The sequence below is a fragment of the Winogradskyella sp. ABM4_392 genome, assembly GCF_056160445.1.
The window spans coordinates 73642-90199 of record NZ_JBSWXE010000003.1 but is presented as its reverse complement, the minus strand read 5'-3'; the positions used below and the strand labels follow the sequence as shown (position 1 = coordinate 90199).

The 16558-nt window shown below is 33.0% G+C and carries 15 protein-coding genes; 12 read left to right on the top strand and 3 right to left on the bottom strand.

Going from position 1 to position 16558, the window contains the following annotated elements:
* The first annotated feature begins 8 nt into the window (after positions 1-8).
* The 12 genes from cydB to ACXAFS_RS09090 all read left to right on the top strand — a co-directional run bounded on the left by cydB (position 9) and on the right by ACXAFS_RS09090 (position 13124).
* Positions 9-1046 carry a cytochrome d ubiquinol oxidase subunit II gene (gene cydB / locus ACXAFS_RS09145; RefSeq protein WP_475306500.1) on the top strand — a complete coding sequence of 346 codons (1038 nt, stop codon included), beginning with the start codon at positions 9-11 and terminating at the stop codon, positions 1044-1046.
* A 124-nt stretch (positions 1047-1170) separates the two neighbouring features.
* Positions 1171-2787 carry a T9SS type A sorting domain-containing protein gene (locus ACXAFS_RS09140; protein WP_475306499.1) on the top strand — a complete coding sequence of 539 codons (1617 nt, stop codon included), beginning with the start codon at positions 1171-1173 and terminating at the stop codon, positions 2785-2787.
* A 123-nt stretch (positions 2788-2910) separates the two neighbouring features.
* Positions 2911-4368 (top strand): NAD(P)/FAD-dependent oxidoreductase, encoded by a 1458-nt coding sequence (locus ACXAFS_RS09135; protein WP_475306498.1) that lies wholly within the window; start codon positions 2911-2913, stop codon positions 4366-4368.
* A gap of 109 nt (positions 4369-4477) precedes the next feature.
* Positions 4478-4612, top strand: a complete 135-nt coding sequence (locus tag ACXAFS_RS09130) for a hypothetical protein (RefSeq protein WP_475306497.1) — start codon at positions 4478-4480, stop codon at positions 4610-4612.
* A 181-nt stretch (positions 4613-4793) separates the two neighbouring features.
* Complete coding sequence (locus ACXAFS_RS09125) at positions 4794-5471, top strand: DUF6799 domain-containing protein (RefSeq protein ID WP_475306496.1); 678 nt, start codon at positions 4794-4796, stop codon at positions 5469-5471.
* Between the two features lie 58 nt (positions 5472-5529).
* Positions 5530-6444 carry a hypothetical protein gene (locus ACXAFS_RS09120; RefSeq protein WP_475306495.1) on the top strand — a complete coding sequence of 305 codons (915 nt, stop codon included), beginning with the start codon at positions 5530-5532 and terminating at the stop codon, positions 6442-6444.
* A gap of 102 nt (positions 6445-6546) precedes the next feature.
* Positions 6547-7860: a TolC family protein gene (locus tag ACXAFS_RS09115; protein ID WP_475306494.1), complete on the top strand. Its 1314-nt coding sequence runs from the start codon at positions 6547-6549 to the stop codon at positions 7858-7860.
* A gap of 1 nt (position 7861) precedes the next feature.
* Positions 7862-8953: an efflux RND transporter periplasmic adaptor subunit gene (locus ACXAFS_RS09110; protein ID WP_475306493.1), complete on the top strand. Its 1092-nt coding sequence runs from the start codon at positions 7862-7864 to the stop codon at positions 8951-8953.
* 36 nt (positions 8954-8989) lie between these two features.
* Positions 8990-12190 (top strand): efflux RND transporter permease subunit, encoded by a 3201-nt coding sequence (locus tag ACXAFS_RS09105; protein WP_475306492.1) that lies wholly within the window; start codon positions 8990-8992, stop codon positions 12188-12190.
* 11 nt (positions 12191-12201) lie between these two features.
* On the top strand, positions 12202-12507 hold the full coding sequence (locus tag ACXAFS_RS09100) for a hypothetical protein (RefSeq protein WP_475306491.1): 306 nt from the start codon (positions 12202-12204) through the stop codon (positions 12505-12507).
* A gap of 10 nt (positions 12508-12517) precedes the next feature.
* On the top strand, positions 12518-12703 hold the full coding sequence (locus ACXAFS_RS09095) for a YgaP family membrane protein (protein WP_331810397.1): 186 nt from the start codon (positions 12518-12520) through the stop codon (positions 12701-12703).
* Positions 12704-12761: 58 nt separating this feature from the next.
* Positions 12762-13124 (top strand): DUF4870 domain-containing protein, encoded by a 363-nt coding sequence (locus tag ACXAFS_RS09090; protein ID WP_475306490.1) that lies wholly within the window; start codon positions 12762-12764, stop codon positions 13122-13124.
* Between the two features lie 101 nt (positions 13125-13225).
* On the opposite strand, the gene dnaN is transcribed toward ACXAFS_RS09090, so the two are convergent.
* The 3 genes from dnaN to ACXAFS_RS09075 all read right to left on the bottom strand — a co-directional run bounded on the left by dnaN (position 13226) and on the right by ACXAFS_RS09075 (position 16555).
* Positions 13226-14344: a DNA polymerase III subunit beta gene (gene dnaN, locus ACXAFS_RS09085; protein ID WP_475306489.1), complete on the bottom strand. Its 1119-nt coding sequence runs from the start codon at positions 14342-14344 to the stop codon at positions 13226-13228.
* 89 nt (positions 14345-14433) lie between these two features.
* Positions 14434-16098 carry a gliding motility-associated ABC transporter substrate-binding protein GldG gene (gene gldG, locus ACXAFS_RS09080; RefSeq protein WP_475306488.1) on the bottom strand — a complete coding sequence of 555 codons (1665 nt, stop codon included), beginning with the start codon at positions 16096-16098 and terminating at the stop codon, positions 14434-14436.
* Positions 16085-16555, bottom strand: a complete 471-nt coding sequence (locus ACXAFS_RS09075; protein ID WP_475306487.1) for a hypothetical protein — start codon at positions 16553-16555, stop codon at positions 16085-16087. Before ACXAFS_RS09075 ends, gldG begins: the two co-directional genes overlap by 14 nt.
* Positions 16556-16558: the final 3 nt, after the last annotated feature.

Sequence of the window (16558 nt, the reverse complement as noted above, 5' to 3'; positions counted from 1 at the left end):
GCAGTACTATGGAAACATTTTTAGGTATAGATTATCCAACATTATGGTATTTAGTTGTAGGGCTATTGTTTTCGGGTTATGCCATTTTAGAAGGTTTTGATTATGGTGCTGGTGCATGGCATTTATTTTTAAGAAAAGACTTAAGCAGACGTATTGCCATTAATGCCATTGGTCCGCTTTGGGATGCTAACCAAGTGTGGTTAATCATTGGTGGAGGTGCATTATTTGCTGGTTTTCCAGTAATGTATGCTACCATGTTATCAGCAATGTATATTCCATTCATGCTATTTTTAATGTTATTGGTGTTGCGTTCTGCTGCCATAAAATTTAGAAGTGCAGAAGAAATGAAATGGTGGAGAAAAACTTGGGATATTACCTATTTTGTATCCAATACATTAATCGGATTTTTATTAGGTGTTGTATTAGGTAATGTGCTTCAAGGCTTTGAGCTTCATGAAAATTTTGAATATAAAGGAGGTATTTTCTTTTCGTTTTTAAATCCGTATGCATTAATGGTAGGATTTACCACACTGTCTATCTTTATGACACAAGGAGCTATTTTCCTAATGCTTAAAACGGAAGGTAGATTGCACGACAGATTGTCCTTTTTACTTAAAAAAGGTATGATATTCTTTATTATAAGTTTTGCCATTACATCTTTATACACGCTAACATTTCTACATGGCGTAACCGATAAATTTAAAGAGCAACCTGTATTTTTTGTTTTGCCCATTTCGGCGTTTTTAGCAGTAGCAAATGTGCCAAGGTTAGTCTCTAAGAAGAAGTATTCACATGCCTTAATATTTTCTTCATTGATAATGGCATTTTTATTAATGCTTGTGGCATTTCAGTTATATCCAGTATTGTTACCTTCTACAATAAGTCCAGAGTATAGTGTTACTATTTACAATGCTGCGTCTTCACAGAAATCTTTGGGAATTATGTTGACCATTGTACTCATTGGTGCACCACTTTTGGCAGGATACTTTTTATTTTTATATAAAACATTTCACGGTAAAGTGAAATTAGACGATACCAGTTATTAAGGTATGAGCGATAACTGTTTCCGTGAAAAGAGCACCTATTTAGGTGCTCTTTTTTAATGTAACAATTGTGACAGCTTATGTTAGTTTTAATTAGCAACTTCGTTTAATTATTGTAAACTCATTAATGATGAAAATTAAAATTACTTTTCTATTAATTATTGGTCAAATAATTTTTAACACGTGTTATTCTCAACAAGAATTTACGGTTTTAATAGAGCCTTTATCAATAGCTAACGCACCAAGTGTACATTCTTTTTCTTGGGGAAAAACTTCTGATGGTAAATGGGTAATCATTGGTGGTAGAATAGATGGTCTACATAGAAGACAACCATTTGCAGCTTTTTTAGAAAATGATAACAACAAAAATGTTTACATAATAGATCCTGTTGCCAACCAAACATGGAGTGCATCTTTAAGTGTTTTGCAATCATCAATATTTGAGCAATTACAGTCCACAAACCAAGAGTTTTATCAAAAAGGCAATACATTATACATAATTGGCGGTTATGGTTTTAGCGCAACACTAAATGACCATATTACATATGATAAGTTAACTGCAATAGATGTTGATGGTTTAGCTAATGCAGTTATTAATAGCACAACTATTTTACCATATTTTAGACAAATTACAGAAACTAATTTAGCAGTTACTGGAGGGCAATTAGGATTTTTAAATGATGTCTTTTATTTATGTGGAGGACAATATTTTGAAGGTAGATATAATCCAATGGGACCAAATAATGGACCAGGTTTTATTCAAAATTATACTGAAGAAATTAGAACCTTTCAAATTTTAGATGATGGTACAAACCTTGCGATAACAAATTATTCAGCTCAAAACGATACCAATAATTTACATCGACGAGACTATAATATGGCTCCTCAATTTTTCCCAGATGGATCTCAAGGTTTTACTATGTTTAGTGGTGTTTTTCAGCATAATGTTGATTTACCTTGGTTAAATACTGTTGATGTTACACCATCTGGTTATACGGTAAATAATACGTTTAATCAATACCTAAGCCAATACCATAGTGCAAAAATCCCATTATATGATGTCTTAAATAGCACAATGCACACCTTGTTTTTTGGTGGAATGAGTCAATATAAATTAGATATAAATGGTAATTTGATACAAGACAATGATGTACCATTTGTAAAAACAATTAGTAAAGTAACAAGATTTAGTGATGGATCAATGGTAGAGAGTAGTCTGGGAATTGAAATGCCAGCACTCTTGGGTTCAGGTGCTGAATTTATACCTGTAAATGATGCAAATATCTACTTAACACAAGAAATTGTTGATATAAATAGTTTGCCTGAAGGTGCAACTTTAGTCGGATATATTTTTGGAGGTATAGAAAGTACACAAGAAAATATTTTCTTTATTAATACTGGTACACAGAGTAGTGCAAGTAATCTAGCTTTTAAGGTTTCAATATTAAAAAGTGCATTGAGTGTTGATGAAGTGCCACTTAACTCAAATAACATTTTCAATTTAAAAGTTTACCCAAATCCTACAACTGATATGTTTTCAATTGAAGTTTTTGTTCCTAACGCAGAGCAAACTAAAATTGAGATTTTTGATTTGTTAGGTAAAAAAGTAAAAGAATCTTTAGTAGAAGAAGGTATAGGCAATCAAATTATTCCAATGGACTTGTCTGATTTGGCTTCTGGAGAATATATTTTGATTTTCAAAAATGGATCAACCAAAATTGAAAAGAAAATCATCAAAAAATAGTTGCTCTTATATGCTACTGTAACATAGGTTACTGTAAAAGTTATTTTTATATATAATCTTTACATAGGATTAAAGACAATAAACTTCGTTTTAGTCTCAAGCTAAATTCATAATTTCAACAAAATGTCAAAAATAGTTGTTTTAGGAGCCGGAATTTCAGGACATGTAGCAGCGTCGCACTTAAGACGTAAGCTATCAAAAGAACACGAAGTTGTTGTAGTGTCTCCTAACAGTAATTACCAATGGATACCCTCTAACATTTGGGTTGGTATTGGTAGAATGAAATCTAAAAAAATCTTATTTCCTTTAGCTCCTTTATATAAAAAGAAAGGTATTGATTACAAACAAGCAAAAGCCGTAACATTTCATCCAGAAGGCGATACAATAGAATCTAAGCCTTATGTTGTAGCTGAATATGTTACAGGAGATAAAAAAGGAATGACAGAAAAGATTACCTATGATTATTTAATTAACGCTACTGGTCCTAAATTAAATTTTGAAGCTACAGAAGGGTTAATGCCGGGAAAAAACGGAGCTTATTCTGTGTGTACCTATGGTCATGCTGAGCATGCATGGGAAGGATTGAAAGCGCAGATTGAACGTATGAAGAATGGAGAAAAAGTAAAAATTCTTATAGGTACAGGTCATGCAAAGGCTACATGCCAAGGCGCTGCTTTTGAATATATTCTTAATGTTGAAAAAGAACTGAGAAAATATGGTGTTCGTGATATGGCAGAAATCACCTGGATATCTAACGAATATCATTTAGGTGATTTTGGAATGGATGGCATGCTGATGAGTTATGGCGATATGATTATGAAGTCCAGCGAAATGGTAGAAATGATTTTTGAGGACAGAGGCATAAAATGGATTTTAGGAGCTGGAGTCAATAAAATTGAAGATGGAGTAGCACATTATGAAAATCTTGACGGTGAGTTTAAAACCGAAACCTATGATTTTGCAATGTTAATTCCAGCATTTTCTGGTCATGGTTTTAAAGCTTATGATAAAAATGATAATGATATTACAGACAAGCTGTTCAAAGGATTTATGATTGTGGATGCTGATTATTCGTCAAAACCATACGAAGAATGGACTGTACAAGATTGGCCAGAAACCTATCAGAATCCAAATTATAAAAATATTTTTGCACCAGGTATTGCTTTTGCACCACCACATACTATATCTAAACCCAGAGAGAGTAAAAATGGTACAGCAATTTTCCCAGCACCACCACGTACAGGTATGCCTTCAGGTATCACCGCAAAGTTGGTGGCAGATAATATTATAGATAGTATAAAATCTGGTAAAGAATCTTTGCATCATAAAGGCTCTATGGGAAATATGGGAGCTGCGTGTATAGCATCGGCAGGTTACGGACTTTGGGATGGTAGCGGAGTAAGTATTACAACTTATCCAATTGTTCCAGATTTTGTTAAATATCCAGAATCACATGGTAGGCACTTAGGAAAAACCTTTGGAGCGATTGGTTTAGCAGGACATTGGTTAAAGTTAATGTTGCATTATGCATTTATATACAAAGCCAAGATGAAACCATTTTGGTGGTTGATTCCTGAATAGAGAATCAAACTTAAACGATAAACGTAAGTTAATTAGGTTGCCTAAAGTCAAACCTAATTAAAGTAAAAATAATATTAATTAAAAGATACCTGCTTTCGCAGGCAATACTATGAAACGAATATCACCACGAATGCGATTTAGAATGATGAACCCAGTACTGCAGTTTTTTAAGTTTATCATTTTAAGTATAAAGATTATGATTATTGTTGCAGGAGGACATGGTGGCACGAGAAAGGTCGACTAGTTTAGTTAACTAGTTTTTTTTGGTTAGTGTTAAGAAGCATCTTTTTTAAAGGTGCTTCTTGCTTTTTTGGGCTATTTCTACTCATAATTTGTTTTTTTAATAATTGCATCTGATTAATATCATTGTCTAAATTATCATGTTACAGTAAATTCATTTCATTACTAATTTAAATAGGTGTAAAATGAAAAATGTATTGTTATTAGTAGTATTTATGGTTTTTGGAACCATTACTATCGCAGCACAGGACAGCGACAGAGACCAAGTTAGAGATCAAGATCGTTTAATGTTGGTTGATGGAGATGTTTTACAAATTAGAGACCGAGATCAAATACGCTTACAAGATCAGGTAACTTTAAATGATGGAACTGTACTAAATACAGATGGAACATATCAAACAAGAGAAAAGAAAAAATTAAAACTTAAAAATGGTCAATGTTTAGATATGAATGGGGAGATGTACCAAAATGAATATCAATATAGAAAAATGGTACAAAAAGAGAATAAAGGCTTAACAAAAGAACAAATACAAGAAAGAAATCAAAACAGAATTCATTATATGCTTGTAGATGGTGAAGTTATTCAAATTCAAAATAGATCTCAATTGAGATTACAAAATCAAATAAAGTTGGGTAATGGTACAGTTGTTAATCCTGATGGGTCTTATCAAACACAACAAAAAAAACAATTGCGTTTACAAGAAGGCGAGTGTTTGAATATGGATGGTGAAATGTTTAAAAATACATATCAACATCGAAAAAAAATAGCTAAAAAAAATAAACTAAGTAAAAAGAATAAGCTAAACCAAAAGGCTAAAAAGAAAAACAAGGTTAGCAAAAAGACTATGAAGAAAGGTAATTAAAAAAATAAGGGATTTAATTTTTTAAATCCCTTTTTCGATATAACTAAAGTGTAAGGTGATGAAAAACTTTCAATACATATTGGCACTTTTAGTCCTTTTACTTTTCAACAATCCTGTGATTGGTCAAAAAATTAAAAGTGTTAATCAGAACTCAAAAACAAAAGATTCTACAGACGTTAAATATGAAAAAGATTCAAGCTATGTATCATTGAATCTTAGTTACATAAGTGACGCAGTCTTTTTGGGAAGAAAGGACTCTATTGCCATGCCATATTTATATGCTTCAGTAATGTATCATCATAAGTCTGGTATTTATGGAATGGGCTCATTGTCTTATCTAACAAAAGCAAATGAAAGTAGAGTAGATTTGTTTTTAGTATCCTTAGGATATGATTTTTCGTATAACAATTTTGATGGAGATGTATCCATTACTAAGTACTTTTTCAATGAAGATAGTTATAATGTTATTTCTCATGTCAGTGCTGATGTAACAGCAGTTTTAAGTTACGACTTTCAGTATTTTAACTTGGCTGCAACAGTTGCAAATTATTTTAATAATAATGACACATCAGATTTCTTTTTATCTACAGAGATAAGTCACGATTTTATAACCAACAACCAAAAGTTTCAGATTTCGCCTGCAATAGGTGTTTATTTTGGGTCTCAAAATTTTTATCAAGAGTATTATACTAATAGAGGAAGTAGTGGTCAAGGACAAGGACAGGGTCAAGGTGGTTCTGTAAACTCTACAAGCGGATATACCATCACTGTTGAAGAAAGTGAAAGATTTAATATAATGGCAATTGAGTTTGGCATACCAGTTTGGTACGAAGTAGATCCTTTCATTTTTATGTTTTACCCTAATTATGTTATACCTCAAAGTCCTTCTAGACTAATTGTAGATGATATAGTTTATGAAGAAGATTTAGATGCTACATTTTATTTTATGTTAGGTATAAGCTTAAAAATATAAGTATAGATAAATAATGCCATCAAAAGGTTCTAATTGCTTTAGTAACCTTTGTTACTAACTAAAATTAAAGCTCACCTTAATTTTGAATCAAATTAAAGAGACATGTATAAACTAAAATATATTATCACATTCATTTTAATGGGTTTCATATCTAGTATTTATGCTCAAGACATAAAACCTATTTCTAAAGATGAAGTATTAAGTAAGGTTTCAGAATCAAATCAGCAAATAAAAATTTCGATTGAAGCTTTTAATGAGGCCAAAGCAGATTACAGACAGACCAATGCTGTGTTTTTACCAAATATTAGTGTGTCTCACACTGCCATAGCTACAACAAATCCGTTAATGGCATTCGGATCTAAGCTAAATCAAGAGATTGTAACTCAGGCAGATTTTAATCCAGATGCATTAAATGACCCAAGTCAGATTGAAAACTATGCTACGGTTTTTGAGTTTCAGCAACCATTAATCAATATGGATGGATTCTATCAACGTAAAGCTGCAAAGTATAAAATGGAGGCTATGGCTCTGCAAACAGACAGAGTTAAGGATTATGTGAATTTTGAAGTCGAAAACGCTTATATGCAATTGCAATTAGCATATAAAGCGGTTACTGTTTTAGAAAAAGCGTTGGAGGCCACTGAGGCAAATTTACAACTGGCACAAAATAGTTATGATCAAGGCTATTTACAACAGTCTGATGTGCTTTTGGTTGAAGTGAGAGTAACAGAGGTAAAAAACCAATTGCAAACGGCAAGGAGCAATGTAAAAAATGCTTCAAACTATTTATCATTTTTAATGAACGATGTTTCAGATGTGGTTTTAAAACCACAGGATTCTCTTCAGTTGGAAACTACCGTTTTAGAAACTGATAAAAGGCTTAGTGAAGAACGTGCAGACATAAAAGCAATGCAATTAGCTTCAAATGCCAGAGAGACCATGTACAAGTCAGATAAAATGACATTTCTACCAACCTTAAATGCCTTTGGTAGCTACCAATTGTACGACGATAGTTTATTCCAGTTTGGTGCTGATGGTTATTTAATTGGTGCCGAATTAAAATGGAATATACTTCAAGGTACCAAGCGATTTGGTAAAGCAAAAAAGTCAAAGGCAACTCTAGAAAAGTCAAAATTAGAGTATGAGCAATATGTATCTAAAAGTCAATTAGAACTCAATAAAACCAAACGCCTACTTCAAGATATGGAAAGCAAATTGCAATTATCAAAATTAGCAATGGAACAATCTAAAGAAGCTTTAAGAATTAGAACAAACCGATTTAAAGAAGGCTTAGAAAAAACAACAGATTTATTGATTGCAGAAACACAATTTGCACAAAAAGAACTAGAATATTATCAAACCATTTTTGAATATAATAGCACTAAAGCATATTTAAAATTTTTAACCGTAAACTAAAATGAAGACATTATCTATACATAAATTATTTGCCATCGTTACTTTATTCGCATTTCTAAGTTGCGGACAAGACGAAAAAGAAGGTGTAAAAAACACATCAAAACCTGTTTCGGTTGTTGTGGCAAAAGTAACAGCCAATGATGACAATTCGCCATTAGTGGTTAGTGGTACTGTTGAAGCTGTAAATAGTGCAAACCTGAGTACGCGTCTCATGGGTTATGTAGAACGTATCAATGTAAAAGTAGGTGATAAAGTATCTAAAGGTCAAACTTTAATTGTTATAAACAATACCGATTTACAAGCTAAAAGAGCTCAGGTAAACGCTGGAATTTCTGAAGCAAAAGCAGCTTTTACCATCGCTGAAAAGGATTATAACCGTTACAAAAACCTTTTTGATCAAAATTCTGCTTCCCAAAAGGAATTAGATGATATGACAGCGCATTATAATATGGCAAAAGCAAGATTAGAAGCTGCACAACAGATGAAAAACGAAATCAATGCTCAATTTGCTTATACGAATGTAAAAGCGCCTTTTAGTGGTGTTGTTACAGGAAAATTTATAGATGAAGGCGCTTTAGCAAATCCAGGAATGCCATTATTGGCTGTAGAATCACCACAAAATTTTGAAGTAATTGCTAGAGTTCCAGAAGCCATCATATCAGATATTAAAGAAGGTGAAACTGTTAATGTTGTGGTGTCTTCCATTGATGCTCAGTTAAAAGGAAAAGTTTCAGAAGTAAGTACATCTTCAGCAAATTCTGGTGGACAGTATTTGGTAAAGGTGAGTTTGGATTCAAAAAACGATAAGGTACGTACAGGTATGTTTACTTCAGTACAATTTCCGAATTTAAAACATCAAACATCAAACTCCACTAAAACAATCATGATTCCAAAGGACGCTATAATTACTAATGGTCAATTATCTGGAATTTATACCGTAAGTCAGCAAAACACAGCGGTTTTACGTTGGTTAAGATTAGGGAAAACTTTTGGTGATAAAGTAGAGGTATTATCTGGCTTGTCGGCAGATGAATCGTACATATTGTCTTCAGAAGAGAAACTTTATAATGGAGCTAAGCTAAGTATTCAGTAAACAATCAAAGTAAGCAGTTAATTTAAATTAAAAAACATGAAAGAAGGTTTAGCAGGAAAAATTGCCAAAGGCTTTATAAGTTCTAAACTTACAGTGCTTTTAATGATTGTTTTTATGGTCATTGGAGTATACAGTTCGTTTTTAATTCCTCGAGAAGAAGAGCCGCAGATTGATGTACCAATGGCAGATATTTTTGTGGGTTATCCTGGTGCAAGTCCTACAGAAGTTGAGTCTAGAGTTATAAAACCATTAGAAAAACTCATTTCTAATATCAAAGGTGTTGAATATGTGTATTCTACATCAATGCAAGAGCAAGGTATGGTGATTGTACAGTTTTATGTGGGTGAAGATATTGAACGCTCATTTGTAAAACTTTATAACGAAATCAATAAGCATATGGATATAATGCCACAAGGTGTTACGTTTCCTTTGGTAAAAACACGTGCTATTGATGATGTGCCAATGCTTGGCTTAACCTTATGGAGTGAGAATTATGACGATTATCAATTAAAACAAATTGCACAAGAGTTAACAGACGAAATAGAGAAGGTTAACGATGTATCTGCAACGCAAAAAATAGGTGGAAGAAATCGTGAGCTGCGTGTAGTTTTAGATAAGGATAAACTAGCCTCTAGCGGCTTAGATTTTTTATCAGTTGCAGAAATGATTAAAGCTAATAACCAGCAACTAAGTTCTGGTAGTTTTGATAGAAATGATACGGAATTTCTTGTAAAAACAGGTGAATTTCTTCAGACCAAAGAGGATGTTGAAAATTTAGTTGTTGGTGTATTTAAAAATCAACCGATTTATTTAAGTCAGGTGGCTACTGTATTAGATGGTCCACAAGTGCCAGTTAACTACGTAAGTCTTGGATTTGGTTCTGCCAGTGAAAAGATTAATGATTACAAATCAGAATATCCTGCAGTTACAATTTCTGTGGCAAAGCGCAAAGGTGCGGATGCTATGAAAATTTCCGATGTTATTATAGACAAGGTAGAGCACCTGAGAGCGACATTAATTCCAGATGATGTTCATGTGGAAATTACACGTAATTATGGTGAAACAGCTTCTCAAAAGGTATCTGAATTATTAATGCACCTAATTGGAGCAATAATCGCTGTAACTATTGTTGTTATGTTGGCTATGGGATGGCGTGGTGGATTGGTGGTGTTTTTGTCTGTGCCTATTACTTTCGCATTAACGTTGTTGAGCTATTACTTGCTCGATTATACATTAAACCGTATTACGCTCTTCGCTTTAGTATTTGTAACAGGTATTGTGGTAGATGATTCCATTATTATTGCCGAAAACATGCATAGGCATTTTAAGATGAAACGTTTGCCATTTAAACAAGCCGCTTTATATGCTATTAACGAAGTTGGTAACCCAACCATTTTAGCAACATTTACGGTAATAGCATCGGTTTTACCTATGGCATTTGTATCTGGTTTAATGGGACCTTATATGAGTCCGATGCCAATTGGTGCGTCAATCGCTATGTTGTTGTCGTTATTTGTGGCGTTAACGATTACACCTTATTTGGGTTATATTTTCCTTAGAGAAAAAGACAAGAAAGCCGATGCTTCGGTTGAAGATGAAACTTCAGGTCTTTCAGATTCTAAAATATTTAAGATTTATTCAAAGTTTGAAACACCACTTATTGAGAATAAAACCAAACGTTGGGCATTTTTAGGTATAACATTTTTCTTATTGATGGGTTCTGTTGCGTTGTTTTTCACAAAAACTGTGGCTGTTAAAATGTTGCCATTTGATAATAAGAACGAATTTCAGGTGGTTATCGATATGCCAGAAGGTACAACATTAGAGCGTACTTCTCTTGTAGCAAAAGAAATAGGGCAGTACCTTGCTACCAGACCAGAAGTTGTAAACTACCAAAGTTATGTTGGTACCTCTGCACCAATCACTTTTAATGGTTTGGTACGTCATTACGATTTACGTGGTGGAAGTAATATGGCAGATATTCAGGTGAATTTAACTGATAAGCACGATAGATCAGCGCAGAGTCATGATATCGCTAAGCTTTTGCGTCCAGACATTCAGCAAATTGCTTCAAAATATAATGCCAATGTAAAATTAGTTGAGGTACCACCAGGACCACCTGTATTATCTACAATTGTAGCAGAGGTTTATGGTCCGGATTACGACGAGCAAATCCGTGTGGCAGATTCAGTGCAATCTATTTTAAAACGTACAACTGATGTTGTTGACATTGATTGGATGGTTGAATCAGATCAAAAAGAATTCAATTTTAAAATAGACAAAGAAAAAGCAATGCTAAATGGTGTAGCGCCACAGCAGATTGCCTATACCATGAATATGGCTTTGTCTAATAGACCTGTAACGACATTATATGATGAAGATGCTTCAAATCAAGTTGGGTTGATATTAGCTTTGGATGAAAATGAAAAGTCGACACTACAAGATATTGCTAATTTAAAAGTAAAATCTCAACACGGTAATTTGGTTCCAATTATAGATTTAGTAACTATAGAAGACGGAACTAAACCAAAGAGTATCTATCGTAAAAATCAAAAGCGTGTGGTTTATGTTATGGCAGATATGGCAGGTGAGTTAGAAAGTCCGGTTTATGCTATTTTAGGTATGTCTGATAAACTTCAGAAAATCAACTTACCAAAGGGTTACAGTATGGATGAACTATACATTAGTCAACCAGAATTTGAAGATGATTATACAGTAAAATGGGATGGTGAATGGCAAATTACTCTAGAAGTATTTAGGGATTTAGGTATGGCGTTTTTAGGTGTAATCATCATCATTTATATTTTAATTGTAGGTTGGTTCCAAAACTTTAAAGCACCTGTGGTTATGATGGTTGCCATTCCATTATCATTAGTTGGGATTGTTCTAGGACATTGGATGCTTGGTGCATTCTTTACAGCAACGTCTTTTATTGGTATGATAGCCTTAGCTGGTATTATGGTACGTAATTCGGTATTGCTCATTGACTTTGTGAATTTAAGATTGGCTGAAGGCATTCCATTAAAGCAAGCAGTTATTGAGGCAGGTGCAGTAAGAACAACACCAATTTTGTTAACAGCAGGTACTGTTGTTATTGGAGCTTTCGTTATTCTTTTCGATCCGATTTTCCAAGGTTTAGCAATTTCATTAATGGGAGGGACCATAGTATCGACAGTATTAACTCTTTTGGTTGTGCCGTTGGTGTATTATATGATTGAAAGGAAAAATTATAAATAAAATCAGAAGCTATGAAATTAGTAATAGTAACAGCCGTAGAAGAATTTCAAAATGACGTTTTGAAATTATTTAAAGAGGCAAATATAGAGAGTTTCAGTACTTCAGATATTGATGGCTATAAGAGCACACCTAATTTGTTAGCCACATCGAGTTGGTTTCCTAGTGTTAAAGGTGGAAGCGAATCTCACATGTTTTTTTCATTTACTGAAGAAGAACAAATAGAACGCTTATTTCATTTAATCGCAGAATTTAATTCAGGTATTGAGACCAACAATCCAATTAGAGGAGTTGTGTTGCCTATTGAAAAATATATATAAAAATTTAATTATGAAAAATAGAATAGTAAGAGGTATAGCAGGAACATTTATTTTAATTAGTTTATTATTAGCGATATACGTCAATCAAAATTGGCTTTGGTTTACCGCTTTTGTAGGAGCTAATTTATTGCAGTCATCTTTAACCAAATGGTGTTTAATGGATACTATATTAGAGAAGTTGGGTGTGAAAAATTAGTTAAAATATGTAACATATTAATATAGATTGCGTCACATAAGTGTAAATAAATAAAATCATGGAATCTAATTATCATACACTCAAACGCACAGACAATCAGTTAATAATGATTACGCATTTAGCTCAGTTATTGACTTATATAACAGGATTTGGTGGATTAATAGTTCCATTAATAATCTGGGCAACACAGAAAGACAGAGTCGATGGCATGGACCAACATGGTAAAGCTATAGTAAACTTTCAGTTAAGTCTTATTGTGTATTGTTTAATAAGTATACCTCTAATTTTCCTGTTTGGTTTAGGTATTTTAATTCTAATATTAATGGGAATTTTAGCCTTTGTAATGCCAATCATAAACGCAATAAAAGCTAGTAATGGAGAATTACCTAGCTACCCATTATCTCTTAGTTTTATTAGTTAGTTACTCGTGCTGAACTTGTTTCGGTATATCATTTAAAGAGATAATAAAAAATGCTCATCGTAAAAGATGAGCATTTTTTTATTGTATTTTTTTGGTGTTACCTAATTATTTAACATCACTGGCATAACAAGCATAGTAACATGCTCACCTTCGTCTAATCCATCAACTGGAGTTAAAATACCAGCTCTGTTTGGTAGGCTCATTTCTAACTGAACATCATCAGAGCTTAAATTATTAATCATTTCTGTTAAGAAGCGAGAGTTAAAACCAATTTGCATATCATCACCTTGGTAATCACATGTTAATCGTTCTTCTGCTTTGTTGCTGTAATCTACATCTTCAGCAGAAATATTAAGTTCTGCACCAGCTATTTTTAAACGGATTTGATGCGTTGTTTTGTTAGAGAAAATACTAACACGACGAACAGAATTTAAGAATTGTGTTCTTGCAATAACTAGTTTGTTAGGATTCTCTTTAGGAATCACAGCTTCGTAGTTTGGATATTTACCATCTATTAAACGACAAATTAATACCGAATTATCAAAGGTAAACTTAGCGTTAGACTCGTTATATTCTACCAAAACATCTTCTTCATTTCCTGCTAAAATTCCTTTTAATAGATTTAAAGGTTTTTTAGGCATAATAAATTCAGCAGACTCAGTTGCACTGGCGTCATCTCTAGTATATTTTACCAATTTATGAGCATCTGTAGCTACAAAGGTTAAATTGTCTTGAGAGAACTGAAAAAATACACCACTCATTACAGGTCTTAAATCATCATTACCTGCAGCAAAAATAGTTTTGCTAATTGCTGTAGCTAATATATCTCCCATTATGGTTGTTTTGCTTGCATCTTCTACAGAAACAGCATTAGGGAATTCGGCACCATCAGCATAAGCCAAAGCATATTTACCATGGTTAGAACTGATTTCTACAGTATTGTTTTCTTCAACTACAAAGGTTAATGGTTGCTCAGGAAACGTTTTTAACGTGTCTAATAATAAACGAGCTGGTAAAGCAATGCTACCTTCAGAATCACTCTCTACATCGATTGTAGAAGACATTGTTGTTTCTAAATCACTAGCCGAAATCGTAAGTTTCGATTGGCTTAATTCAAATAAGAAATTATCTAAAATAGGTAATGTGTTACTGTTATTAATAACACCTCCTAATACCTGAAGTTGTTTGAGTAAATATGTACTTGAAACTATAAATTTCATGCTAAAAATTTAAAATTTTATCAATTATAACGTATCCTACAAATATATCTTAATCGTATAGATTTGTAAAACAAACTTATTAACAAATTCTAGGTGTATTTCTTCTTTCTAAAGAAGTTAAAAGCCAAACCAAAAACAGCAAGTAGTGCCAATGGTAATGCAATGTTTAAGAGTTGCCAAGTGCTGCTTTCTTCCTTTATTTTATCTTCATCAAGGTAAGCAACGCTTATTTCTTTGGCTCTAATGTTTATAAGTCCTGTATCGTCTAAGAGGTAATTGACAGCGTTAAGTAAAAATTCTTTGTTGCCATATAGAAAACCTCTATAATCTACACCTAGTTCTAAAGGTCTTCTTTGTCTAACGTCATTTTTTATAACATCACCATCAGAAATAACCACCATTTTTGTAGGAGAGCTTTTGGACTTAAAATTTTTCACTTTAAAAGGTAAAACACGTTGGTCATAAACCGAAGTGAATTCACCTTCTAATAAAACAGCCAAGTTTTGTGGACCAGAATTATATAAACTCTCATCAGGAGATTTGGTAACGTCATTTAGAGATATACTAGTTGGTACTCCTTCTAATCTAGATTTAGGGGAACTTTGAAGCAATATTGTTTTATTGACATCATTTTTAAGCGTGTCCATTGGACTTGCAAAATCGTAACGTACTAATTCTAAGTTTTTGGTAATAGGATGCTCTTGGTTAGACGAGGCCAAAGGTGCATATTGCCATTGAATAGGTTGCAATTGAGCTTGACTACCTTCTCCTATAGCCAACATAATTGGAGCAGAGTAGAGGTCTTTTACCAAACTAGGATTTACCCTTACACCATATTTAAAAAAGAAATCATTGAGATTAAGGTCTCTCATAATGGAGACGCTAGAATTTGTGGCATTTCGCAAACTATCCTCATCCATTACTACAGACTCAGTAAGCCATAAACTCTTTCCACCTCTCATGGTATACTGATCGAGTACCAGTTTTTCTTCATCTGAAAACGCTTGAGTTGGTTTAGCAACAACTATTAAATCGTATTGTTTAAGCTTATCTAAAGTACCTTGTGGGTTAGTTGCAACACTATCTAAAGTAAAAGGTGCAATTTTATAGTAAGACTGGGTTGTTTGAAGAAAATCTGCAAGGTTTAAATCAGCGAGTTCGCCATTACCTTTTAGTACAGCAATAGTCTTAGATTTTGAATTTACGAGTTTATTAAAAGCATCAGCAAACGCATACTCAAGGCCTTGAACTGAATTGTTGATTTGTTCTGATAGGTCTTGCGTAATACTCTTTTTTAATAGAGGAATTTTAACTGTTTGGTCTCCATAGCTAGCAAAAGCCCAAGGGAAAATTATTTCTTGCGTTACTTTACCTGTGCTATTATCTGTGTTGATATATGGCTCTAGTCCAGAGCGTGTAAGTTCATCAATAATTTGTTCTCTGGTAGATTCATCCTCAATAGGATTGATATAGTTAACTTTTATATTATTGGTTTTGAGTTGAAATTCTTCAATGATTTGTTTTGTCTCGGTTTGAAGTAATCTAAATTCTGAAGGAAATTCACCTTCTAAAAAAACATCAATTATTAATGGAGAATCTATATTGTCTATTATAGTATTTGTGGCATCAGATAATGTATAACGTTTGTCCTTGGTTAAATCAAAACGGCCATAAACCGAACTCGATATAGCGTTTACTATTACGAGTCCAGCCAATACAATGAGTATGTATATTAGATTTTTATTCTTCTTCATTACTCTCGTATGTAATTTCTTCTTGATAATGTCTTAATTCAGAGACTTTATCATTCTTAAAAATGATTTCTACACATTCCTTTTCACTATTAAAGGCACCAGGTTCAATGCCTAAACCATAATTCCATTTATTATTGTCATGATCTTTTATACTGTCATCCCAAGACAACCATTCGTATTTTCCTAAAAGTGAGGTTATTTTGGTTTTAGAAGCACCTATGAGTGTGTCAGATTCTATAGTGTTGTCAATCATCTCGTAACGTAAGGCTGGTTTTTCAATCCATGCTTCACTATCAAAATACTTTTGATGATGGTAATTGCTAACAATATTCACAAAAGGATAAAACATATAGAAATAAACAAAAGGTGTTAAAACCAAGCTGATTAATCCTGTTAACCATTTGCGTTTGTCTACCGTATTCAAAAACAAAAAGAGTAGTACAAAGACTACTATCATAAA